General features: G+C 73.6%; 21 protein-coding genes. 17 read left to right on the plus strand and 4 right to left on the minus strand.

Translation table 11 applies throughout. From position 1 onward, the window contains the following. Positions 1-10: 10 nt before the first annotated feature. From infB to AC5RWQ_RS00155, 7 genes are all read left to right on the plus strand, one after another. The gene (infB, locus tag AC5RWQ_RS00125) at positions 11-3,025 is read left to right on the plus strand and encodes a translation initiation factor IF-2 (protein WP_494280707.1); all 3,015 of its coding nucleotides are present in this window, start codon (positions 11-13) and stop codon (positions 3,023-3,025) included. Positions 3,026-3,113: 88 nt separating this feature from the next. Beyond that, positions 3,114-3,407: a DUF503 domain-containing protein gene (locus tag AC5RWQ_RS00130; RefSeq protein WP_334482627.1), complete on the plus strand. Its 294-nt coding sequence runs from the start codon at positions 3,114-3,116 to the stop codon at positions 3,405-3,407. A gap of 166 nt (positions 3,408-3,573) precedes the next feature. Then, on the plus strand, positions 3,574-4,065 hold the full coding sequence (gene rbfA, locus AC5RWQ_RS00135; RefSeq protein ID WP_494280708.1) for a 30S ribosome-binding factor RbfA: 492 nt from the start codon (positions 3,574-3,576) through the stop codon (positions 4,063-4,065). A 26-nt stretch (positions 4,066-4,091) separates the two neighbouring features. After that, positions 4,092-5,123 carry a DHH family phosphoesterase gene (locus tag AC5RWQ_RS00140; RefSeq protein WP_494281125.1) on the plus strand — a complete coding sequence of 344 codons (1,032 nt, stop codon included), beginning with the start codon at positions 4,092-4,094 and terminating at the stop codon, positions 5,121-5,123. 58 nt (positions 5,124-5,181) lie between these two features. Then, the gene (locus AC5RWQ_RS00145) at positions 5,182-5,589 is read left to right on the plus strand and encodes a hypothetical protein (protein ID WP_494280709.1); all 408 of its coding nucleotides are present in this window, start codon (positions 5,182-5,184) and stop codon (positions 5,587-5,589) included. Then, positions 5,589-5,798 (plus strand): DUF6186 family protein, encoded by a 210-nt coding sequence (locus AC5RWQ_RS00150; protein ID WP_494281126.1) that lies wholly within the window; start codon positions 5,589-5,591, stop codon positions 5,796-5,798. Before AC5RWQ_RS00145 ends, AC5RWQ_RS00150 begins: the two co-directional genes overlap by 1 nt. A gap of 677 nt (positions 5,799-6,475) precedes the next feature. Continuing rightward, positions 6,476-6,988: an AAA family ATPase gene (locus AC5RWQ_RS00155; RefSeq protein WP_494280710.1), complete on the plus strand. Its 513-nt coding sequence runs from the start codon at positions 6,476-6,478 to the stop codon at positions 6,986-6,988. A gap of 233 nt (positions 6,989-7,221) precedes the next feature. On the opposite strand, the gene AC5RWQ_RS00160 is transcribed toward AC5RWQ_RS00155, so the two are convergent. Then, on the minus strand, positions 7,222-7,836 hold the full coding sequence (locus AC5RWQ_RS00160; RefSeq protein WP_494280711.1) for an HAD family hydrolase: 615 nt from the start codon (positions 7,834-7,836) through the stop codon (positions 7,222-7,224). A gap of 99 nt (positions 7,837-7,935) precedes the next feature. On the opposite strand from AC5RWQ_RS00160, the gene AC5RWQ_RS00165 reads away from it, so the two are divergent. Then, entirely contained in the window at positions 7,936-9,264 is a 1,329-nt protein-coding gene (locus tag AC5RWQ_RS00165; protein WP_494280712.1) for an MATE family efflux transporter, read from the plus strand. A gap of 1 nt (position 9,265) precedes the next feature. Here AC5RWQ_RS00165 and AC5RWQ_RS00170 read toward each other — a convergent pair whose 3' ends face one another. Beyond that, positions 9,266-10,195, minus strand: coding sequence for a hypothetical protein (locus tag AC5RWQ_RS00170; RefSeq protein ID WP_494280713.1), 930 nt, complete (start codon positions 10,193-10,195; stop codon positions 9,266-9,268). A gap of 83 nt (positions 10,196-10,278) precedes the next feature. After that, complete coding sequence (locus AC5RWQ_RS00175; RefSeq protein ID WP_494280714.1) at positions 10,279-10,575, minus strand: hypothetical protein; 297 nt, start codon at positions 10,573-10,575, stop codon at positions 10,279-10,281. An 87-nt stretch (positions 10,576-10,662) separates the two neighbouring features. Between AC5RWQ_RS00175 and truB the strand changes: the two genes are divergently transcribed. The 8 genes from truB to AC5RWQ_RS00215 all read left to right on the plus strand — a co-directional run bounded on the left by truB (position 10,663) and on the right by AC5RWQ_RS00215 (position 19,573). Then, the gene (gene truB / locus AC5RWQ_RS00180; RefSeq protein WP_494280715.1) at positions 10,663-11,547 is read left to right on the plus strand and encodes a tRNA pseudouridine(55) synthase TruB; all 885 of its coding nucleotides are present in this window, start codon (positions 10,663-10,665) and stop codon (positions 11,545-11,547) included. A gap of 79 nt (positions 11,548-11,626) precedes the next feature. Next, positions 11,627-12,556 (plus strand): bifunctional riboflavin kinase/FAD synthetase, encoded by a 930-nt coding sequence (locus tag AC5RWQ_RS00185; RefSeq protein WP_494280716.1) that lies wholly within the window; start codon positions 11,627-11,629, stop codon positions 12,554-12,556. A 192-nt stretch (positions 12,557-12,748) separates the two neighbouring features. Further along, complete coding sequence (rpsO, locus tag AC5RWQ_RS00190) at positions 12,749-13,018, plus strand: 30S ribosomal protein S15 (RefSeq protein ID WP_109804764.1); 270 nt, start codon at positions 12,749-12,751, stop codon at positions 13,016-13,018. Between the two features lie 221 nt (positions 13,019-13,239). Beyond that, a complete protein-coding gene (locus AC5RWQ_RS00195; protein ID WP_494280717.1) occupies positions 13,240-15,618 on the plus strand; it encodes a polyribonucleotide nucleotidyltransferase in 2,379 nt (792 codons plus the stop codon). Positions 15,619-15,747: 129 nt separating this feature from the next. Beyond that, positions 15,748-17,115, plus strand: coding sequence for a M16 family metallopeptidase (locus AC5RWQ_RS00200; protein ID WP_494280718.1), 1,368 nt, complete (start codon positions 15,748-15,750; stop codon positions 17,113-17,115). Positions 17,116-17,189: 74 nt separating this feature from the next. Next, positions 17,190-17,963, plus strand: a complete 774-nt coding sequence (dapB, locus tag AC5RWQ_RS00205) for a 4-hydroxy-tetrahydrodipicolinate reductase (RefSeq protein WP_494280719.1) — start codon at positions 17,190-17,192, stop codon at positions 17,961-17,963. Between the two features lie 91 nt (positions 17,964-18,054). Then, positions 18,055-18,978 (plus strand): helix-turn-helix domain-containing protein, encoded by a 924-nt coding sequence (locus AC5RWQ_RS00210; RefSeq protein WP_494280720.1) that lies wholly within the window; start codon positions 18,055-18,057, stop codon positions 18,976-18,978. A 124-nt stretch (positions 18,979-19,102) separates the two neighbouring features. Then, entirely contained in the window at positions 19,103-19,573 is a 471-nt protein-coding gene (locus AC5RWQ_RS00215) for a GNAT family N-acetyltransferase (RefSeq protein WP_494280721.1), read from the plus strand. 60 nt (positions 19,574-19,633) lie between these two features. On the opposite strand, the gene AC5RWQ_RS00220 is transcribed toward AC5RWQ_RS00215, so the two are convergent. Then, on the minus strand, positions 19,634-21,751 hold the full coding sequence (locus AC5RWQ_RS00220) for an amylo-alpha-1,6-glucosidase (RefSeq protein WP_494280722.1): 2,118 nt from the start codon (positions 21,749-21,751) through the stop codon (positions 19,634-19,636). 145 nt (positions 21,752-21,896) lie between these two features. Here AC5RWQ_RS00220 and AC5RWQ_RS00225 point away from each other — a divergent pair, with 145 nt between their 5' ends. After that, complete coding sequence (locus AC5RWQ_RS00225; RefSeq protein ID WP_494280723.1) at positions 21,897-22,889, plus strand: LacI family DNA-binding transcriptional regulator; 993 nt, start codon at positions 21,897-21,899, stop codon at positions 22,887-22,889. The last annotated feature ends 7 nt before the right edge of the window (positions 22,890-22,896 follow it).

The following is a 22,896-nucleotide window of genomic DNA, read 5'->3' on the forward strand; positions in this document are numbered from 1 at the left end:
GAGGAGTGCAGTGGCAGGTAAGGCCCGCGTACACGAGCTTGCGAAAGAGCTCGGGGTCGAGAGCAAGACAGTGCTCGCCAAGCTGAAGGAAATGGGCGAGTTCGTGAAGTCCGCGTCCAGCACCGTCGAGGCGCCCGTCGCCCGACGTCTGCGTGGCGCTTTCGTCGCGTCCGCCGGTGGTTCCTCGGCACCGACCGCCCCTCCGGCGGCCGCCCCGAGCCCGGCACCGATCCCGACGCCGTCCCCGACCCCGGGTGCCCCCCGGGTCTCGGCGAAGCCGATGCCGCCCCGGCGGCCGACCGCGCCGACCCCTGGACCGAAGCCCAAGGGCCCGGTCCCCGGCCCGCCGCAGCCGGCGACTCCGGTCGCCAAGCCGGCGAGCGCGCACGACATCGAGGTGGCGGCGGCCGAGGCCCGCGCCGCCGCGCTGAAGGCTGAGCAGGAGGCCGCGGTCAAGGCCGCGCAGGCCGCCCGCCAGCAGCAGCGCGAGAACGTCCGCCGGGAGCCCCCGACCGAGGGCGGTCCCCGCCCCGGTCCGGCTCCGCGTCCCGGCCCGAACGCCGCCCCGGCCCGTCCGGGCCCGGCCGCCGGTCGTCCCGGTGGCCCGACCCCGGGTCCGGGTGCCCGGCCGGGCGGTCGTCCGCCGGCGCGCGGCGCCGGCAACAACCCGTTCGGTATCCAGGGCGGCCAGCAGCAGCGGCCCCCGGCCGCCGGTGCGGGCGGTCCGCGGCCCAGCCCGGCGGGTATGCCGCCGCGGCCGAGCCCGGCCTCCATGCCGCCGCGTCCCAGCCCGGCGTCCATGCCGAGCCAGCGGCCGACCACGGGTCGCCCCGGCGGCCCCGGTGGCGGTCGTGGTGGTCCCGGTGGCGGCGCCGGTCGTCCCGGTGGCGGCGGCGGTGGTTTCCGCGGCGGTGCCGGTGGCGGTGCCGGCGGTGGCGGTGGCTACCGCGGCGGTCCCGGTGGCGGTGCCGGCGGTGGCGGTGGCTACCGCGGTGGCCCCGGTGGCGGCGGTGGTGCTCCGGGTGCCGGGTTCCGTCCGGGTGCCCCGGCCGGTGGCGGTGGTCGTCCCGGTGGCGGCGGTCGTGGCCGTGGCGGTGGCGCGGCGGGTGCCTTCGGGCGTCCGGGTGGCCGGCCGACGCGCGGTCGCAAGTCCAAGAAGCAGCGCAGACAGGAGTTCGACAACCTGTCGGCTCCGACCATGAGCTCGGGTGCTCCCCGGGGTCAGGGTCAGGTCGTCCGGCTCTCCCGTGGCGCCTCGCTGTCGGACTTCGCCGACAAGATCAACGCCAACCCGGGTTCGCTGGTCCAGGAGATGTTCAACCTGGGCGAGATGGTCACCGCGACCCAGTCCTGCTCTGACGAGACCCTGCAGCTGCTGGGTGAGCACCTCGGTTTCGACGTGCAGATCGTCAGCCCGGAGGACGAGGACCGCGAGCTGCTCGCGCAGTTCAACATCGACCTCGACGCGGAGGTGGCCGAGGAGCGTCTGGTCAGCCGTGCGCCGGTGGTGACCGTCATGGGTCACGTCGACCACGGTAAGACCAAGCTGCTCGACGCCATCCGTAAGGCGAACGTGGTGGCCGGCGAGGCGGGTGGCATCACCCAGCACATCGGCGCCTACCAGGTCCACGTCCCGCACGAGGGCGAGGACCGGGCGGTCACCTTCATCGACACTCCGGGTCACGAGGCGTTCACCGCCATGCGTGCCCGTGGTGCCCAGGTCACGGACATCGTGATCCTGGTCGTCGCGGCCGACGACGGTGTCATGCCGCAGACGATCGAGGCGTTGAACCACGCCAAGGCGGCCGACGTGCCGATCGTGGTCGCGGTCAACAAGGTCGACAAGCCGGAGGCGAACCCGGACAAGGTCCGCCAGCAGCTGACCGAGTACGGCCTGGTCGCCGAGGAGTACGGCGGCGAGACCATGTTCGTCAACGTGGCAGCCAAGCCGGGTATCGGTATCGAGGAGCTCCTCGAGGCCGTCCTGCTGACCGCCGACGCGTCGCTGGAGCTGACCGCTCCGATCGACGGGCCGGCGCAGGGTGTGGCCATCGAGGCGCACCTGGACAAGGGTCGCGGTGCGGTGGCGACGGTGCTGGTCCAGAAGGGCACCCTGCGGGCGGGCGACTCGATCGTCGCCGGTGGGGCGCACGGACGGGTCCGGGCCATGCTCGACGAGAACGGCAACCAGCTCAGCGAGGCCGGTCCGGCGCGTCCGGTCATGGTGCTGGGTCTGACCGCGCCGCCCGGCGCGGGTGACACGTTCCTCGCCGCGGCGGACGACCGTACGGTGCGGCAGATCGCCGAGCAGCGCCAGGCACGGCGGCGGGCGGCGTCCTTCGCCAACTCCCGCGGTCGGGCCACCCTCGAGACGCTCATGGAGCAGCTCAAGGAGGGCGAGAAGACGTCGCTCAACCTCATCCTCAAGGGCGATGTCTCCGGTTCGGTGGAGGCACTCGAGGACGCGCTGTTCAACCTTGACATCCCCGAGGAGGTCCAGCTCAAGGTCCTCGACCGGGGCGTCGGCGCGATCACCGAGAGCAACGTCATGCTCGCGAGCGCGTCGTCCGAGCCGGTCACGATCATCGGCTTCAACGTGCGGGCCTCCAACAAGGTCCGCGAGATGGCCGACCGCGAGGGCGTGGAGATCCGGTACTACACCGTCATCTACCAGGCCATCGAGGAGATCGAGGCGGCGCTCAAGGGCCTGCTCAAGCCGGAGTACGAGGAGGTCGAGCTCGGCACCGCGGAGATCCGCGACGTGTTCCGCTCGTCCAAGATCGGCAACATCTCCGGTTGTATCGTCCGCTCGGGCATCATCCGCCGCAACGCCAAGGCGCGGCTGCTGCGGGACGGGACGGTCGTGGCGGACAACCTCACGATCAGCTCGCTCAAGCGGTTCAAGGACGATGCCACGGAGGTCCGCGAGGGCTTCGAGTGTGGTCTGACCCTGGCTGGTTACAACAACGTCCAGGCCGGCGACATCATCGAGACCTTCGAGATGCGGGAGAAGACGCGCGCCTGATCCTGTGGTGACACGCTGATCAAGGGGTTTACGCCGTTCGGCGTAAACCCCTTGATCATGTCCGGGGTTGTCCGTAACGTCCGGGGTGATGTTCACCGGAACCGCGGTCTTCGACCTGCTGCTGCCGGGCGACTCCCGGTCGCTCAAGGCCAAGAGATCATATGTACGGCCGATCGTGGCGGCGCTGCGCCGCTTCGAGGTGTCGGCCGCCGAGGTGGGAGCTCTCGACCTGCATGGTCGGGCCGAGATCGGGGTGGCCGTGGTGGCCGCCGAGGCGGCCCACGTCCGCGAGGTGCTCGATGCCTGCGAGCGCCTGGTGGCCGCCCGCCCCGAGGCCGAGCTGTTGTCGGTCCGCCGCCGGCTCCATGGCGAGGACGACTGAGGGACGTCGGCGGACACCGGCGACGGGTGGTGTCGGCCGCCACCCGGCGGCGACGCGCGACCCGCCAGGGCGCCCGGGTAATGTTCGAGTTGTTGGGCGGTCGGACCCGGCGGCGCCCCGCGCCCGCCGTTCCGGCCGGGAGCAGGATGCCCTGGAGGTGGGGGAGATGGATCCGGCCAAGGTACGCCGGCACGCGGAACGCATCCGTGAACTGGTTGCGTCGGTGGTGCGGAGCCAGATCAAGGACCCCCGGCTCGGGATGATCACCATCACCGACGCCCGGATCACGGCCGATCTGCGCGACGCCACGGTGTTCTACACGGTGCTCGGTGACGCGACCGCGCAGGCCAGCACCGCCGCCGCGCTGGAGAGCGCCAAGGGCATGCTGCGCAGCACGGTCGGCAAGGCCCTCGGGCTGCGCCACTCGCCCTCGCTGACCTTCGTCCTCGACGACGTCCAGGACCAGGTCAAGCAGATCGACGACCTGCTCGCTCAGGCCCGGCACGCCGACGCGGAGGTGCAGCGGCTGGCCGCCCAGGCCAAGTACGCGGGCGAGGCCCAGCCGTACAAGCTGGACGAGGACACCGAGGACACCGAGGACACCGAGGACGACACCGACACCGGCGAGGACGTCCCGCCCGCGACGGACCGGCGGTGACCGGCGCCCCGGGCGTTACCGGCGGGCTGCTCGACGGGTCGGCCCCGGCCGGCCCCACCGAGGCCGACTGGGCCGCTGCGGTCGCGGCGGTACGCGGGCTGCCCGCCGACGCCCGGGTGCTGCTGATCTGCCATGTCAACCCGGACGGCGACGCCCTGGGCAGCATGCTCGGCTTCGGCCTCGGCCTGCGCCGGCTCGGGATGCGACAGCTGCACGCCACCTTCCCGGGGCCGCCGGAGCTCCCGGAGAGCCTGAGCTGGCTGCCGGGGCTCGACCTGCTGGTGCCGGCGACCGTGGCGCACCCGGATCCGGACCTGGTGGTCTGCTTCGACGCGGCCAGCGAGTCCCGGCTGGGTGAGCTGGTCGACCGGCTGGACGCCGGCGTGCCGGTGCTGGTGCTCGACCACCACGCCTCGAACACCGGCTTCGGCGGCGTCCACCTGGTCGACCCGGCGGCCGCCGCGACCTCGGTGGTCGCCGAGGAGCTCCTCTCCCGGCTCGACGTGCCGCTGGACGCGGAGATCGCCACCTGCCTCTACGTCGCGTTGACCACCGACACCGGCTCGTTCCGGTTCGAGGCCACCACCCCGGCGGTGCACCAGCTCGCGGCGCGGCTGCTGGCCACCGGCATCCGGCCGGGCGACATCTCCCGCCGGGTCTTCGACACCCGGCCGTTCGGCGCGGTCCGGCTCTTCGGCGAGGTGCTGGGCCGGGCCACCCTGGAACCGGCGGCCGCCGCCGGGCACGGCCTGGTCTGGACGTACGCGACGCTGGACGACCTGGCCCGGCACGACCAGCGGCCGTACGTGCTGGAGGCGCTGATCGACTCGGTCCGGTGCACCGCCGAGGCGGACGTCGCCTGCGTGCTGAAGCAGGTCGCCGCCGACGAGTGGGCGGTCTCCATGCGCAGCAAGGGCGCGGTCGACGTCAGCCGGGTGGCGATGGCGCTGGGCGGCGGCGGGCACCGCTTCGCCGCCGGCTTCACCGGTCGGGGCGGCCGGGACGAGGTGGCCGGGCAGATCCGGGACGAGCTCGACGGCGCGCTGATCCGGGGCTGAGCCGGGCCCGGCGGGTGTGGGTCTTCCCGCGCCGGGTGGGCGCGGGCAGAATCGGAGGATGGAGCAGCCGCACGAGCTCGTCGTCGAGGCCCCACGGGCGTGGGACCGGCCGATCGTCACCGTGCCGGTGCTGGCCTGCCTCTCCCTGGTCGGCGGGCAGTTGCCGTCGTTCTCGGCGCAGGCGAACCTCTGGACGCTGGGCACCGGCGGGGCGCTGATCTGGCTCGGCTCCGGCAATTGGGTGCCCCGGCGGCCGCCGCCACGCCGGTTGAGCACGGGCGCGATCTGGTGGGTGCTCCCGGTGGCGGTCTTCGGCGTCCTCGAGGGCGCCACGTTCGTGCTCTCGGCGGGTGACGAGTTCCCGACCTTCTCCCGGCTGGTCGATCCGATGCTGGAGGACGAGCTGGTCCGCTCGGCGGCCTGGTTGGGCTGGCTGACCGCGTTCTGGGGGCTGGTACGCCGATGATGCGGGTCCTCGCCGTCGGCGGCTTCCTCACCGCACTGGCGCTCTTCGCGGCGGTCGAGTCGGCGTCCCGCCGTCCCGGCTCCCGGGTCCCGTCGCTCGGTGACGTCTGCGCCTACGTCATGCGCTACGAGGTCGGCCCGGTGCCGGTGGGGCGGATCGGGCTGTTCGGCTTCTGGTGGTGGCTGGGCTGGCACTTCCTGGCCCGCTGAACGCTCGTTCGCCCATATTTCGGGAACAGTGGGCAGCATGTGGAAAGTGAACGTTAACTTGGGAATCGGCCCGCGACGCGACGCGACGCAGGTCGTGGGCGGTGGTGCCACACCCGGTGCCGCCTCCCTCCAGGGTCAGACCGACCCGGGCTCACGCTGCCAGGCGAGCCGCTCCGGTAATCCCGGACCGCACGCCGGGCGCACAGCAGGACCGCCCGTAGGGCCACCGCTGACGGTGGCTCGCACCCTGGAAGGGACCGAAGATGGCGACCAAGCCCAAGACCGAGAGCACCGACGAGGCGCGCGAGCAGATGCGGCGCGCCCTGCAGACCTCGATGGACACCCGCCAGTGACGCTGGCCGACCGGCGGTGACGCCGCCGTCGTCCGCGTCGACGACGTCACCGCCCCTCGGATCGCACGACGCCGTCACCGCCCGACGACATCACCGCCCGCCGTCACCGCACGACGACGTCACCGCCTGACGGATCGCACCGCCGACCGGCCGGCCTCCCGCCGGGCGATTGGTGCCGCCGCCGACCGCTGACGTGTCGGGCCCGGGCTGCGGAAGGCCGGAGGAGCCGTATGACGCAGCGTCATGTCGCTCTCGGGGACTTCGCCCTCCGGCCGCGACCGTCCGAGCACCCAGGCAGGCGGGCGTTCCCGGTACCGTCGCCCGGTGCGCAGGGTCCTGATCGTCGGTAGCTCCGGCGCCGGCAAGAGCACGCTGGCCCGCGCCGTCGCCCGCCGGCTCGACCTCCCGCTGATCCACCTCGACCGGCACTACTGGCGGCCGGGCTGGGTGGCCCCCGACGAGGCGGACTTCCGGGCCGAGGTGGCCGCGCTCGCCGCCCGCCCGAGCTGGGTGATGGACGGCAACTACGGCGCCACCCTCGACCTGCGGCTGCCCCGGGCCGACCTGCTGGTGCTGGTGGACCTGCCCTGGCCGCTCTGTTTCGCCCGGGTGCTGCGGCGCCGGTGGGATCCACGCGCCGCCGGCCGCGACGACCTCCCCGACGGCTGCCCCGAGCGCCTCGACCTGGACTTCCTCCGGTACGTGCGGCGCTATCCCCGGGACTCCCGCCCCCGGGTCCTCGCGGCCCGCGCCGCGCACGCGCCACACCTGCCGCTGGTCCGGCTGCGCAGCCGCGCCGACGTCCACCGGTGGCCGCGCACGCTGTCGGCGCATTGAGCGCCGCCCCAGCCGCGCACCGCGCAGCCGCGGCGGGCGCGCACCGCGCAGCCGCTCCAGCCGCGCACCGCGCAGCCGCTCCAGCCGCGCACCGCGCAGCCGCTCCAGCCGCGCACCGCGCAGCCGCTCCAGCCGCGCACCGCGCAGCCGCAGCGGGCGCACGCCAGGGAGAGTGCGCCCCGGCGCGGCCCCCATCTCGGGCCGGTGCGCCTGCCGGCCTGGCATGCCGTCCTCTATGCCGACCGGTTGCCGGTGGTCTGCCGTTGCCGCGGGGACGGGACGCGTACCGAGGCCATGCCGGCGGCGGTGGCGGCCTGGATGCCGAGGTCGGCGTCCTCGAAGACCAGGCAGGACCGCGCCGGCACGTCGAGGAGCCGGGCCGCGAGCAGAAACGCCTCCGGATGTGGCTTGGCGCGCGCGTAGTCCTCCGCACAGACCAGCACGTCGAACCGGTCGAGCAGGCCGAGGGCGGTCAGGCAGGCGGTGACCGACGCCCGGGCGCCGCCGGAGACCACCGCGAAGGGCAGCCGGCCGTGGGCGTCCTCGATGTGCGCCAGTACCTCCGGCACGGCGGTGACCTGCGGCAGGAACTCCTGGAACAGCTCCTCCCGGCGGCGGTCGACCGTCGCGACCGGCATGGTCAGCCCGTGCCGCTCGTTGAGGGTGGCGATGATCTCGGCGGGGGGCCGGCCGCCCCAGGCGTAGAAGAGCTCCTCGGGCAGCTCGCAGCCCCACTCGCCGAGGGCCTGCTGCCAGGCGACGTGGTGCAGGGGCATCGAGTCGGCGATGGTGCCGTCGCAGTCGAAGAGGTAGGCCTGGAACTCGCCGTCGGGCAGGGGGAGGGTCACCGGCCCAGGGTACGACCGGGCGGTGCCGCCTCGCTGCCCCGAAGGTAAGCGCCCAAGGGTATTGCGATCCTTACCGGCACCGTGCCAGGATCGGCGGCGATGAGCCAGCCCGCCACCGCCGAAGCCACCGCGATCGCGCCACCGCGTCGGATCGCCGCCCTAGCCCTGCCCGCCCTCGTGGTGCTGGCCGCCGAACCGCTCTACGTGCTGGTCGACACCGCCGTGGTCGGGCACCTCGGCCGGGTGCCGCTCGCCGCGCTGGCCGTCGGCGGCACCGTGATGACCCTGACCGCCTGGCTGGGCACCGTCCTCGCGTACGGCATCACCGGGCGGGCCGCCCGGCGCTTCGGCTCCGGCGACCGGGCCGCGGCGGTGGCCGAGGGCGTCCAGGCGTCCTGGCTCGCCCTCGGCGCCGGGGTGCTGGTGGCGGTCGGCATGCAGCTCGGCGGCGGGGTGTTGGCGCGTACCCTCGCCGGTGGTGGCGACGACGTGGCCGGCGCCGCCGCGCAGTGGCTGCGGATCGCGGCCCTCGGCGCTCCCGGTCTGCTACTGGCCGCGGCCGGCAACGGCTGGCTGCGCGGCATCCAGGACACCCGCCGGCCGCTGGTCTTTGTGCTCGCGCCCAACCTGCTCTCCGCGCTGCTCTGCCCGCTGCTGGTCTATCCCGCCGGGCTCGGCCTGGTCGGCTCGGCGGTCGCCAACGCGGTCGCGCAGACCCTCTCCGGCGGGCTCTTCGCCGCCGCGCTGGTCCGCGAACGGGTCTCCCTGCGGCCCCGGCCGCGGCTGATCCGCCAGCAGCTCGTGCTCAGCCGGGACCTGCTCGTGCGCGGCGTCGCCTTCCAGGCCAGCTTCCTCTCCGCCACCGCGGTCGCCGCCCGCTTCGGCGCCGCCGCCGTCGGCGCCCACCAGATCGCCCTGCAACTGTGGTTCTTCACCGCCCTGGTGCTCGACGCCCTGGCCATCGCCGCGCAGGCGCTCATCGGCGCGGCGCTCGGCGCGGGCGACGACGCCAGCGCCCGCGCCCTGGCCCGCCGGTTCGCGCTGCTCGGCGGCGTCTGCGGGGTGGGCTTCGCGGTGCTGATCGCCGCCGGTGCGGGCGTGGTGCCGTCCTGGTTCAGCTCCGACCCGCAGGTCCGCGACCAGGCGATGATCGCCTGGCCCTGGTTCGTGGCGATGCAGCCGCTGGCCGGGGTGGTGTTCGCCCTCGACGGGGTGCTGATCGGCGCCGGCGACGTGCGCTACCTGCGCAACCTCACCATCGTCGCGGCGCTCGGCGGCTTCCTGCCGGCGGTCTGGCTGGCGTACGGGCTGGGCCTCGGGCTCGGCGGGATCTGGGCCGGGCTCACCCTGTTCATCGTGATCCGGCTGGTCGCCCTGCTGCTGCGGCTGCGCTCCGGCGGGTGGGCGGTGGTCGGCGCGGTCCGCTGACTCAGCAGGGCTTGAACGACCCCGAGCCGCCCATCCATGGCGCGACGGTGAGGAAGCCCTCCTTCAGCCGCGAGCAGTCCACGTTGCTCGTCGACGCCTGTGCAGACACCAGCCAGAGCCCTCGCTCGGTGGGGCGTACGGCGCCCGCCTGCGGTACGTGCCACACCACCCGGTCCCGGATCGCCGCCAGACCGGCCCGGTCCGGCGTCGTGCTCGGGACGTCGAACGGATAGATCCAGACGTACTCGGTGGTGATCTCCAGGATCGGGACACCGTTGTCGTTCGTCGTCGCCCGGTAGATGATCGTGCCCTTCGCCCTTGGCTCACCAGCGCGGAAACCTCGGGAGTCGATCCGGGTGGCGTAGTTGAGGAAGACGTAGCCGTCGAAGTCCGTGGTCAGGTCCCTACGGGCGTCCGGAGCGAGCAGGGCGAGGAACGGCTCCTGGTCACCCGACCGCATCGGGCCGGCGATGCGGGCCGCCACCAGGGCCTTTCGAACGCTGGTGAGTGAGTCGCGTACCTCGGTTGGGCTGAACGGCCCCTGCGCGGTGACCGTGGGCAGCACGAGCGCCGCCTCGCCGACCGAGAAGTCGGCGGCCACGCTTCCGGCGAAGAGGTCCCGAGGTTCCCCGATGTTGCTGGTGGGCACGGGCATGGCAGTGGGGTCGGTGCCGGCGCGGACGCCGTCCACGACGTACCGGCCGACCACCGCCGTCGCGCCGAGGAGGGCCAGCAGGACCAGGGCAACGAAACCGACGAGGAGCCGCCCCCGGTGCCGGGCCCAGCTGAGCCGGGCACGCTCGCCGCGGGTCAGGGGCTCAACCGCGTCGTCGCCGGTCATCCACCCCGGAAGCCGGACCGGTTCACCCCGTGAGGCGACGGTGTGCGGAACCGGGGCGTCCGGCCGGGTGTCGGGCTGCTTGTCGGTCATCTGGCGTCCCGGGAGGTATGGCGGAGGGCGGGCGCACGATCTTTGCATCCGGCGCGCCGTGGTGCCGTCCCTTTCCGGCCGGCTCAGATTTCGCGGTGCGAGATCCGGTAGAACAGGTAGAGGGTGCCGACGACAAGAACGGTGGCCGTCACCGCGACGAACACGAAGGACAAGATCGAGGAGAGCGCGGGGTGCCGCTCGCTGAACCGGGTGTGCGCCCGCCACCGCCACACCGCGCGCCGTGCCTCGCGCAGCACCGGCGTGTGGTCGACCAGCTCGGAGAGCAGCCGGCCCGGAGTGCGGCGGGGCGGCTCCGGGTTGCGCATCCACTCCGGCAGGTCGACCCGGGCGCGGTGCTCGTGAGACGGCGGATTGCTCATCGGGACTCCAGAGTCAGTGGGGGACGCGAGGGGCATTGTGCCGTGCGGTGAAGGCGCGGGCGACCCCGTCTGGCAGGCTTGGCGCACGTGAGCACTGACGGTCTGATCGTGGTGGACAAGCCCGGCGGCATGACGTCGCACGACGTGGTGGCGCGGATCCGCCGGCTGGCGAAGACCCGCCGGGTCGGCCACGGCGGCACCCTCGACCCGATGGCGACCGGCGTGCTGGTCATCGGCGTCGGCCGGGCCACCCGGCTGTTGACGTACGTGATCGGCGCCGGCAAGAGCTACACCGCCACCGTCCGGCTCGGGCAGGCCACCGTCACCGACGACGCCGAGGGCGACGTGATCGCCACCACTGCGGCCGGCACGGTCACCGACGAGTCGATCCACCGGGCGTTCGCCGCGCTGACCGGCGAGATCGACCAGGTGCCGAGCGCGGTCAGTGCCATCAAGGTCAACGGTGAGCGGGCGTACAAGCGGGTCCGCGAGGGGGAGAGCGTCGAGCTGCCCGCCCGGCGGGTCACCGTCTCCCGCCTCGACGTGCTGGCGATCCGGCGGGACCAGCCCGACGTGGTCGACGTCGACGTCGACGTGACCTGCTCGTCCGGGACGTACATCCGGGCGCTCGCGCGGGACGCGGGCCTGGCGCTCGGGGTGGGCGGGCACCTGACCGCGCTGCGGCGGACCGCGGTGGGCAACTTCACCCTCGGTGAGGCGGCCACCCTCGACGAGCTGGAACAGCGCGCGCCCGAGGTGGTCAACCTGCCGCTCGACGCGGCCGCCGACCGGTACTTCCCGCGCCGGGACGCCACCGCCGACGAGGCGAAGGTGCTCTCCCACGGCGGCCCGCTCGACCCGGCCGGCATCGCCGGGCCGTACGCCGTCTTCGGTCCGACCGGCGGTGTGATCGCTATCGTCAGCGAGCGGGACGGCCGGGCCCGCGCCGAGATCGTGCTCGCCCCGGCCTGACGGCGGGGCGGGATTCCGCCGGCCGCGCGGCCGGGTGGAGGAGCCCGCGGGCGACGCGGGAGAGCAGGGGAGGAGCGGCATGCAGCGGTGGCGGGGCTACGACGCGGCGCCCGGTGGCTGGGGGCGGTCGGTCGTCACCATCGGCGTCTTCGACGGCGTGCACAAGGGGCATCAGGCGACCATCGGGCACGCCGTGTCCCGGGCCCGGGAGCTGGGCGTGAAGTCGGTGGTGGTCACCTTCGACCCGCACCCGGCCGAGGTGGTCCGCCCCGGTTCGCACCCGGCCGTGCTCACCGAGCCGGCCCGCAAGGCCGAGCTGATCGAGGCGCTCGGCGTGGACGTGCTCTGCGTGGTGCCGTTCACCCCGGAGTTCTCCCGGCTGCCCGCCGAGGCGTTCGTGCACGACATCCTGGTCGAGCACCTGCACGCCACCCTGGTCGTGGTGGGGGACAACTTCCGCTTCGGGCACCGGGCGGCCGGGGACGTGGCCCTGCTGGAGCGGCTCGGCCGCACCTTCGGCTTCGGGGTGGAGGGCGCGCCGCTGGTCGCCGAGTCCGGCACGGTCTTCTCCTCCACGTACATCCGGTCCTGCGTCGACGCCGGGGACGTGGGCGCCGCGGCCGGCGCGCTGGGCCGCCCGCACCGGGTCGAAGGTGTCGTGGTCCGGGGCGACCAGCGCGGCCGTGAGCTGGGCTATCCCACCGCCAACCTGCTCTGCCACCGGTACGCGGCGGTCCCGGCCGACGGGGTGTACGCGGCCCGGCTGATCCGGCGTGGCCACCCGGCGCCGCTGGCCGCCGCGGTGTCGATCGGCACCAACCCCACCTTCTCCGGGCGGGAGCGCCGGGTGGAGGCGTACGCGCTGGACTTCACCGGCGACCTGTACGGCGAGCGGCTGGCCCTGGACTTCGTCGCGCACCTGCGGGAGCAGCGTCGCTACGACGCGATCGAGCCGTTGGTGGCGCAGATCGCCGAGGACGTGGAGCGGACCCGGCGCGCGGTCGGCTGAGCGCGGCACGGGCCGTATCGCCGCCCTTGACCGGGCGTACCGGTGTGGGCTGGTAGTCTGGCGGGGACGTCGGCTGACCGACGTGGGGCCTCGCGTGCCTGCACGACGCCGCGGGTGCGAGGTGCCGGTCCGTTCCGGTCTCCTGACCGGTCCGACGGACACCAGTGATCAACCCACCGAAACAGGGAGAACATGGCGCTCGATCAGGAAGCCAAGGCCAAGATCCGCACGGAGTACGCGACCGCCGAGGGCGACACCGGTTCGCCGGAGGTCCAGGTCGCGGTCCTCACCAAGCGGATCGCGGAGCTCACCGAGCACCTGAAGGTGCACAAGCACGACCACCACAGCCGCCGTGGGCTGCTGCTGCTGGTCGGCCGTCGCCGCCGGCTGCTCAACTACGTCCAGAAGAAGGACATCAACCGCTACCGGTCGCTCATCGAGCGGCTCGGCCTGCGCCGATGACGTGACGGGGGAGTGGCCGACCGGCCGCTCCCCCGCTTCGGTACCACAGAAGAACAGGGCCGCGCGACCACCCGAGAGGGAGCCGGTCAGCGTACCGGTCTCCGGTAGTGGCCCCCGGGAATCCCGGCCTCGTGCCGGTCACCCGGGCGCTTCGATCGAAGACCGGCCGTCTGAGCAGCTCCGGTGTCGTGGGCCCACGACGCGAAGGAGCACCACCGCACATGACCGAGACCAACCTCGGCACCGAATCCCGTACCGCTGTGATCGACAACGGGTCCTTCGGTACCCGTGAGATCACCTTCTCGACCGGTCGGCTGGCCCGCCAGGCCGCCGGTTCCGTCATCGCCCAGCTGGGCGAGACGGTGGTCCTATCCGCCACCACCGCCGGCAAGCAGCCGAAGGAGCAGTTCGACTTCTTCCCGCTGACCGTCGACGTCGAGGAGCGGATGTACGCCGCGGGCCGGATCCCCGGCTCGTTCTTCCGCCGCGAGGGTCGTCCCAGCGAGGACGCCATCCTCACCTGCCGGCTGATCGACCGGCCGCTGCGCCCGTCGTTCGTCAAGGGCCTGCGCAACGAGGTCCAGGTCGTCGAGACCGTCCTCGCGCTCGACCCGCAGCACCCGTACGACGTCGTGGCGATCAACGCCGCCTCGATGTCGACCAAGCTCTCCGGCCTGCCGTTCTCCGGCCCGATCGGGGCGACCCGGGTCGCGCACGTCGACGGCCAGTGGGTCGCCTTCCCGACCCTGGAGGAGCTGGCCCGGGCCACCTTCGACATGGTCGTGGCCGGCCGCACCCTGCCGGACGGCGACGTCGCGATCATGATGGTCGAGGCCGAGGCCACGCCGAACGCGGTCGCCCTGATCGCGGGCGGCGCCACCGCGCCGACCGAGGAGATCGTGGCCAGCGGCCTGGAGGCCGCGAAGCCGGCGATCCGTGAGCTGTGCCGCGCGCAGAGCGAGCTGGCCGAGGTGGCCGCGAAGCCGGTCACCGAGTTCCCGGTCTTCCTCGACTACCAGGACGACGTCTACCAGGCGGTGGCCGACCTGGTCCGCGCCGAGGTGGCCGAGGCCCTGCAGATCGCCGGCAAGGCGGACCGCGAGGAGGCCCTGGACCGGATCAAGGCCAAGGTCGCCGAGGAGCTCGGCGGCCGGTTCGAGGGCCGCGAGAAGGAGCTCAGCGCCGCCTTCCGGTCGCTGACCAAGTCCGAGGTCCGCAACCGGGTGCTGCGCGAGCAGGTCCGGATCGACGGCCGCGGCCCGCGGGACATCCGTCCGCTGACCGCCGAGGTCGGCGTGCTGCCGCGGGTGCACGGCTCGGCGCTGTTCGAGCGGGGCGAGACCCAGATCCTCGGCGTCACCACGCTGAACATGCTGCGCATGGAGCAGATGGTGGACACCCTCTCCCCGGAGAACCGCAAGCGCTACATGCACAACTACAACTTCCCGCCGTACTCGACCGGTGAGACCGGCCGGGTGGGCTCGCCGAAGCGGCGCGAGATCGGCCACGGCGCGCTCGCCGAGCGGGCCCTGATCCCGGTGCTGCCGTCGCGCGAGGAGTTCCCGTACGCGATCCGTCAGGTCTCCGAGGCGCTCGGCTCGAACGGCTCGACCTCGATGGGTTCGGTCTGCGCCTCGACCCTGGCCCTGCTCTCCGCCGGTGTGCCGCTCAAGGCGCCGGTGGCCGGCATCGCGATGGGGCTCATCTCCGACGAGGTGGACGGCAAGACCCAGTACGTGACGCTGACCGACATCCTCGGTGCCGAGGACGCGTTCGGTGACATGGACTTCAAGGTCGCCGGCACGCCGGAGTTCGTCACCGCGCTGCAGCTCGACACCAAGCTGAACGGCATCCCGTCGGACGTGCTCGCCGCCGCGCTCCAGCAGGCGAACGAGGCCCGGCAGACCATCCTCGGCGTCATGAAGCAGGCGATCGAGTCGCCGGCGGAGATGTCGGAGTACGCGCCGCGGGTCACCACCGTCAAGATCCCGGTGGACAAGATCGGCATGGTGATCGGCCCGAAGGGCCAGACCATCAACGCCATCCAGGACGAGACCGGCGCCGAGATCTCCATCGAGGACGACGGCACGATCTACGTCGGCGCCACCAACGGCCCCTCCGCCCAGGCGGCGGTGGACCGGATCAACGGCATCGCCAACCCGACCCTGCCGAAGCAGGGGGAGCGGTTCCTCGGCACGGTGGTCAAGACCGCCGCGTTCGGCGCGTTCATCTCGCTGCTGCCGGGCCGCGACGGCCTGCTGCACATCTCCAAGGTGGGCGACGGCAAGCGGGTCGAGAAGGTCGAGGACTTCCTCAACGTCGGCGACCGGGTCGAGGTGGAGATCGCGGACATCGACGCCCGCGGCAAGATCTACCTGGACAAGGTCCGGCCGGAGGGCGCCGAGGCGCCGGCCGCCGGTGAGGCCGCCGCCGAGGGCGGCGAGCGCCGGGGCGGCGACCGCGGTCCGCGTGACCGTGGTGACCGCGACCGCGGCGGCGACCGGGGCGGTCGTGGCCCGGGCGGCGGCGACCGCGCCCCGGGCGGCGGCGAGGGTGGCGAGGGCGGCGAGCGTCCGCGCCGCCGGACCCGACACAGCTGAGCAGCACCCGGCCGGGTGACGACGACGTCGTCACCCGGCCGGTTCGTCCCACCCCACCCCTCGTAGATGTGAGAGCAGGTTTCCGTGAGTCGGGCCCAGCGTTCGTCTTTCCCTGCGCGCCGACGGGGGGTGGCGTCGTCCGACGCCGTCCGGCACGCCACCGGGTCCACCCGGTCCGCCGGGGGCGCGGCCCGGGCGGTCACCCGCACGCTGAGTGACGACCCACTGGGCGGCACCGTCCGGCGTACCGTGCTGCCCAGCGGCCTGCGGGTGCTCACCGAGGCGATTCCGGCGATGCGCAGCGTCTCCTTCGGCATCTGGGTGGCGGTCGGCTCGCGGGACGAGACCGGCCCGCAGGCCGGCGCCGCGCACTTCCTGGAGCACCTGCTCTTCAAGGGCACCCACAAGCGTGGCGCGCTGGAGATCTCTTCCGAGATCGAGGCGGTGGGTGGCGAGACCAACGCCTTCACCACCAAGGAATACACCTGCTACTACGCCCGCGTGCTGGACGAGGACCTGCCGCTGGCCATCGACGTCATGTGCGACGCGGTCGCCGACTCGGTGCTCGAACCGGCCGACGTGGAGACCGAGCGCGGCGTCATCCTCGAAGAGATCGCGATGCACGACGACGAGCCCGGTGACGAGGTGCACGACCTCTTCGCCCGCGCCGTCTACGGCGACCACCCCCTGGGCCGGCTGATCTCCGGAACCGAGGAGACGGTCACCCCGATGACCCGGCGGCAGATCCAGAGCTTCTACCGCGGCCGCTACACCCCGCCGCAGATCGTCATCGCCGCCGCCGGCAACCTCGACCACGCCGCCGTGGTCAAGCTGGTCCGCCAGGCGCTGCGCGGCACCCCGCTGGACACCGACCCGGCCGCGCCGGGCACCCACCGGTCGGCCACCCCGGAGGTACGCACCAAGCCGGCGGCCGTCCTGGTCGAGCCGAAGGAGACCGAGCAGGCGCACGTCATCCTCGGCGGCCGCGGCATCGACCGCACCGACGAGCGGCGCTTCGCCCTCGGGGTGCTCAACAACGTCCTCGGCGGCGGCATGTCCAGCCGGCTGTTCCAGGAGATCCGCGAGCGGCGCGGCCTGGCCTACTCGGTCTACTCCTACGCCAGCCAGTACGCCGACAGCGGCCTCTTCGCCGTCTACGCCGGCTGTGCGCCGGGCAAGGTGGACGAGGTGCTGGCGCTGACCCGCGCCGAGCTGGCCCGGGTGGCCGCCGAGGGGCTCACCGAGGCCGAGGTGGCCCGGGGCAAGGGGATGAGCAAGGGCTCGTTCGTGCTGGGCCTGGAGGACACCGGCTCCCGGATGAGCCGGCTGGCCAAGGGGGAGCTGCTCTACGGCGACCTGATGCCCGTCGACGAGCTGCTGGCCCGGGTGGACGCGGTCACCGTGGCGGACGTCAACACCCTCGCCGCCGAGCTGCTCAGCCGTCCGATGTCCCTGGCCGTGGTCGGCCCGTTCGGCGAGAGCGACTTCTCCGTCTGACCGCTGCCCCGCAACGGGGACGGTGGGTGGTCCGCCCGGGTGACGGCGTCGGAGATTGGGATAGGTTGTGCTCCGTGACTGACGAGCAGGAGAAGGGCCCGGACGAGCCGATCCGGGTCGGCGTGCTGGGTGCCCGGGGCCGGATGGGCGCCGAGGTGTGCAAGGCGGTCGACACCGCCCCCGACATGGATCTGGTGGCCATGGTCGACCAGGGCGACTGGCTGTTCAACGCCTCCGACGCGGGCGCCGAGGTGGTCGTCGACTTCACCACGCCGGACGTCGTCATGGACAACCTGCACTGGTGCATCGACCAGGGCATCAACGCGGTGGTCGGCACCACCGGCTTCACCGAGCAGCGGCTCGACCGGGTGCGCGGCTGGCTGGAGCGCAAGCCGGGCGTCGGCGTGGTGATCGCCCCGAACTTCGGCATCGGCGCGGTGCTGATGATGCAGTTCGCCGCCCGGGCCGCCCGGCACTTCGAGTCCGTGGAGATCATCGAGCAGCACCACCCGCGCAAGCTGGACGCCCCCAGCGGCACCGCCACGCACACCGCGCGGCTGATCGCCCGGGCGCGCGCCGAGGCCGGTCTCGGCCCGGTGCCGGACGCCACCAAGGACGAGGTCGCCGGCGCCCGTGGCGCCGACATCGACGGGGTACGCGTGCACGCCGTCCGGGCCACCGGCCTGGTCGCCCACCAGGAGGTGCTCTTCGGCACCGTCGGGGAGACGCTGACCATCCGGCACGACTCGTACGACCGGGCCTCGTTCATGCCCGGCGTGCTGCTGGCGGTGCGCGCGGTGCGCACCCGGCCCGGCCTGACCATCGGCCTGGACGCCCTGCTCGACTGAGCTCCGCGCCGGCCCAGGACCCGGGCCGGTCACCGGAAGGTCCGCAACGGCGGTCAAGCGCCACCGACGTCCCCGGGTGCAGGCTGTTCCCATGACGACGACGGACGGCCTGACCAGCATCCTGCACTGGGTGCAGGCCGGGCTGGACGATCCCACCGCCAGCCCGGTCGACCTGGCGGCGCGGGCGCACCTGTCCCGGTTCCACTTCGACCGGTTGGTCGCCGCGGCCACCGGCGAGCCACCGGGCGCCCTGCGCCGTCGGCTGCTGCTGGAGCGCGCCGCGTACCGGCTCACCAGCACCGACCTCACGGTCCTCGACGTCGCCGTCGAGGCCGGCTACGGCTCGCACGAGGCGTTCACCCGCGCCTTCCTGCGCGCCTACGGCGTGCCGCCGACGGACGTCCGGCGTCGCAGGCCGCTCACCTTCCATGAGCTGGAGCTGCCCTGCCCCAGCGGCGTCCACTTCCAGCCGCCCGGTGGCCTGCGGCTGCCGGCATCCCGCGAGGAGACCGCGATGAACGTGCTGCAACATCTCGTCGACCACCACGTCGACACCCTGACCGCCATCATCGACCGCGCCGCCACCCTCGACGACGAGGCGCTCGACCGCCCCGTGACCGTCTCGGTGGAGACCATCGACGAGGGGCCGACCCTCCGCTCGCTGATCAACGCGATGGTCACCCAGGAGGAGCACTGGCTGTCCGCGCTGCGCGGCGGCGACTGGCCCGACGAGAGCGACCGGTCGGTCGCCGGTCTGGCCGCCCGCCACGCGGTGGCCGGCCGGGACTGGCGGGCCTTCGTGGCGCGGACCCTGGCCGCCGGCACGCTGGCCGACACCTTCGTCGACACCACCTGTTCGCCCCCGGCCACCCACACCCTGGGCGGGACGATCGGCCACGTGATCACCTTTGCCGCGGTGCGCCGGACGATGGCCATTGGCGCCCTGCGCACCGCCGGGATCACCGATCTCGGCGCCGGTGATCCACGGCCCTTCCTCGACGCCCGGGCGAGCTGAACCGGTCGAGTCCCGGCGGCGGTCGGTGGCGTTCGGCGCCCGGCAGCGTCCGGCGGGCGGTGGTGTCGGGCGGTGGGGCGGAATGTGGTCGCCGACGTTCGGGCCGCCGCCTAGGCTCGGCTCCATGATCGATTCTGGGTTGCGCGACCGGGCCGGCCGTCACGTCACCGTGCGCCCGGTCGACGACGACAACTGGCGCGCGGTTGCCGACGTCGCCCCCCGTGACGACCAGCGTGGCTGGGTTCCGGCCCTGGCGGCCCGGTACCTGGTGCTGACCATGCGCTCCGACGTCTGGACCTCGCTGGCGGTGTACGCCGACGAGACCGTGGTCGGGCACGTGATGTGGGGCGTGGACGACGACGGCTCCCGGTGGATCGGCGGCCTGGTGGTCGACGCCGACGAGCAGGACCGGGGGGTCGCCCGGGCCGCCGTCCGCACCCTCGCCGACTGGCTTGGGAGCCAGGACGGCGGCCACCCGGTCCGCCTCTCGTACCACCCGGACAACACCCCGGCCGCCCGCCTCTACACCTCCCTCGGCTTCACCCCCACCGGCGCGACGGAGGACGACGAACTCGTCGCCGAACTCCGCCCCTGACCGCGTTGATCATGAGGTTGACGGCACAAACCGCGATCAACTTCGCCGCCAACCTCATGATCAACGGGGTTCTGGTGCGGGGGTTTGGGCCGGGCGGCGGGGGGTGGGGATCGGTGGGGTGAGGTGGAGGGTGTCGGGGAGGCCGGTGATCGTGGGGGTGCCTTCGTGGTCGACGTGGACGTCGACGGGGGCGCCGGCGACGCGGAAGCCCCGGACAGTCAGCGCGCCGAACTCCGGGCCGGCCAGCGGGCGCAGCTCCACCCGGCCGTTCGGCACGTCGGGGTGCAGGCCCGCCCCGGCCTGGAGCAGTAGCACCGCGGCCGCCGCCGACCAGGCCTGCGGACGGCAGGCCGCTGGGTACGGGGTCGGCCGACCGAGCAGGCCCCGGTCGTCGCCGCTGTACAGCTCGGGGAGCCGGTAGTCGAACGCCTCGGCGGCGCCGAGCAGCCCCTCGGCCAGGCCGAGCGCCGCCTCGCGGAAGCCGGCCCGGGCCAGTCCGGCCAGCACGATCGCGGTGTCGTGCGCCCAGATCGACCCGCAGTGGTACGACAGCGGGCTGAACCCGGCGTCGTCGGTGGACATGGTGCGCAGCCCGAAGCCACCGGCGAGCGCGTCGGCGGTGAGCAGCGCGGCGACCCGGGCCTCCTCCTCGGCGGAAAGCAGGCCGGTTCCGAGCAGGTGGCCGATGTTGCTGGTCAGCGAGTCGACCGGCCGCTTGTCCCGGTCCAACGCGAGCGCCGGCCGGGGGCCGTCGGGGCCGCCGTCGACCCAGAACGAGGCCCGGAACCGCTCGGCCAGCCGGGCCGCGTACCCGCGCCAGCGGTCGGCGCCGGGCCGGCCGAACGCGTCCAGCAGGTCGGCGCCGTTCACCGCCGCCTGGTACGCGTACCCCTGCACCTCGGCCAGCACGATCGGTGCGGCGGCGAGCCGGCCGTCACGGAACCGGACGGCGTCACCGGAGTCCTTCCAACCCTGGTTGGCCAGGCCGTGCCCGGTGGTGTCGACGTACTCGACCAGGCCGTCGGAGTCGGCGTCGGCGTGGTCGCCGAGCCAGCCCAGCGCGGCCTCCAGGTGCGGCAGCAGCGGCTCGACCTGGTCGGCGGGCAGCCCCCAGCGCCAGGCGTCGTGCAGCAGCGCCACCCAGAGCATGGTGGCGTCGACCGTGCCGTAGTACGCCGGCGGTAGCCGCAGCCCGTCGTCGAGGGTGAACTCGTGCCGGCGCAGCTCGTGCAGGATCTTGCCGGGGGCCTCGCCGGTGGTCGGGTCGACCCGGGTGCCCTGCCGGCGGGCGAGCACCCGCAGCGTGCTGGCGGCCAGCCCGGTGCCGAGCGGCAGCATCATCCGGGCGGCCCAGAGGCTGTCCCGGCCGAAGAGGGTGAGGAACCAGGGCACCCCGGCGCCGAGGAAGACGTCCCCGGGGGTGGTGGCGTCGGTGAGCCGGAGCCCGCGCAGGTCGTCCAGGGAGCGGTCGAGCAGCCGGACCAGCCGGCGGTCGTCGGCGCGTACCTCGGGCCGGGACCAGTCCGGCTCGCCGGTCGGGGCGGCCACCGCGGCGCGGGGATCGTCCACCCGCAGCCGCCAGCGCAGCGTCACCGACTCGCGGGGTCCGAGCGCGACCGGCCAGGCGAGCCGGGGCGCGGTGGTGCGGTCGTCCTCGGCGTGCATCGCCGCGCCGTCGCCGGTGACGGTCACCGTGACGCCGTCGCCGGCCCAGCTGAGCTGGCCGGGCTGGCCGCACTTCGCCTCGACCGGCACGGTGGCGCCGCCGGACTTGACCACCTCGATCGGGGCCAGGTCGCAGCCCAGGTCGAAGGTGACGGTGGCCTGGACCGGCACGTCTGCGGTGGAGACGACGCGTACCTCCTCGTCGAGGCCGTGCGGGCCGATCCGGCGGGTGCGCTCGACCCGGACGGTGGGGTCGGGGCCGGGGTCGCCGAGCCAGCGGGCGAGGCCGAGGAAGCGGACGCCGTGCGGGCCGTCCGGGCCGTGGCTGAGCGCCTCGGGTTCCCGCTCGTCGATCCGCAGCTCGGCCCGGGAGAGCACCCGGGCGTCGGCGTGGAAGACGCCCTGGACGCCGGCCGGGCGGATCTGCCCGGCCCGGTCACCCAGCGCGCTGGTGGGGGCGAGGACCACCCCGACCAGATCGTGCAGCAGGGGTTGCAGGTGGCGTTCGATCACAGCTTCGGCTCCAGATCCTGTGGGGTGCGGACGACGTCTTGACAAGCCGTCCGGGGCGGTGCAAAGTGCGAAACATTCCAGAAACTTGAACGATCCAATCCTGCCCCATCCGAATTGGATCGTTCAAGATGTCGAGAGGGGTCAAGTGGCCGAAAAGGTGACCATCGCGACGGTGGCCCGGCACGCCCAGGTCAGCCGGCAGACGGTGTCCAATGTGATCAACGCGCCGCACATCGTGCGCGAGGACACCCGCCAGCGGGTGCAGGACGCCATCGTCGCCCTCGGCTACCGGGCCAACCAGGCCGCCCGCCAGATGCGCACCGGCCGCTCCCGGCTGATCGCCGTCCGGATCGAGCCCACCCGCGACGGGATCAACGGCTCGGTGCTCGACCGCTTCCTGCACGGCCTGACCGTCACCGCCGAGACGGCCGGCTACCGCACCCTGCTCTACACCGCCACCGACGCCGAGCGGGAGATCACCAGCTACGACGACCTGCTCGGCTCGTACGACCTCGACGGGTTCGTGCTCACCGGCACCGACCACGGCGACCCGCGCACCGCCTGGCTGGCCGAGCGGGGCGTGCCGTTCGTGACCTTCGGCCGGCCGTGGGACGACCTCGACGCGCACTGCTGGGTCGACGTGGACGGCGCCGCCGGCACCGCCCAGGCCACCCGGCACCTGCTGGCCGCCGGCCACCGCCGAATCGGCTGGATCGGCTGGCCGGCCGGCTCCGGCGTCGGCGACGACCGGCGCGCCGGCTGGCGGGAGACGCTGCACGAGGCCGCCGTGGACCCGACCGGGCTGGACCGGGAGACCGTGGACGGCATCGCGGAGGGGGAGCGGTGCGCCCACGAGCTGCTCGCCCTGCCGACGCCGCCGACCGCCCTGGTCTGCGCCAGCGACTCCCTCGCGCTGGGCGCCCTCCAGGCCGCCCGCGCCGCCGATCCGGCCGTGCCGGTGATCGGCTTCGACGACACCCCGGTTGCCGCCGCGATCGGCCTGACCAGCGTCAGTCAACCCCTCGGCGACGCCGCCGCCCGCTGCGTCGACCTGCTCACCGCGGTGCTCGACGGTCCGCGGCACACCCCCGTACCCGTGCTGCTCCAGCCCTCACTGGTGCGGCGCCACACCGCGTGACACCCGT

The sequence above is a fragment of the Micromonospora sp. BS32 genome (assembly GCF_059089345.1).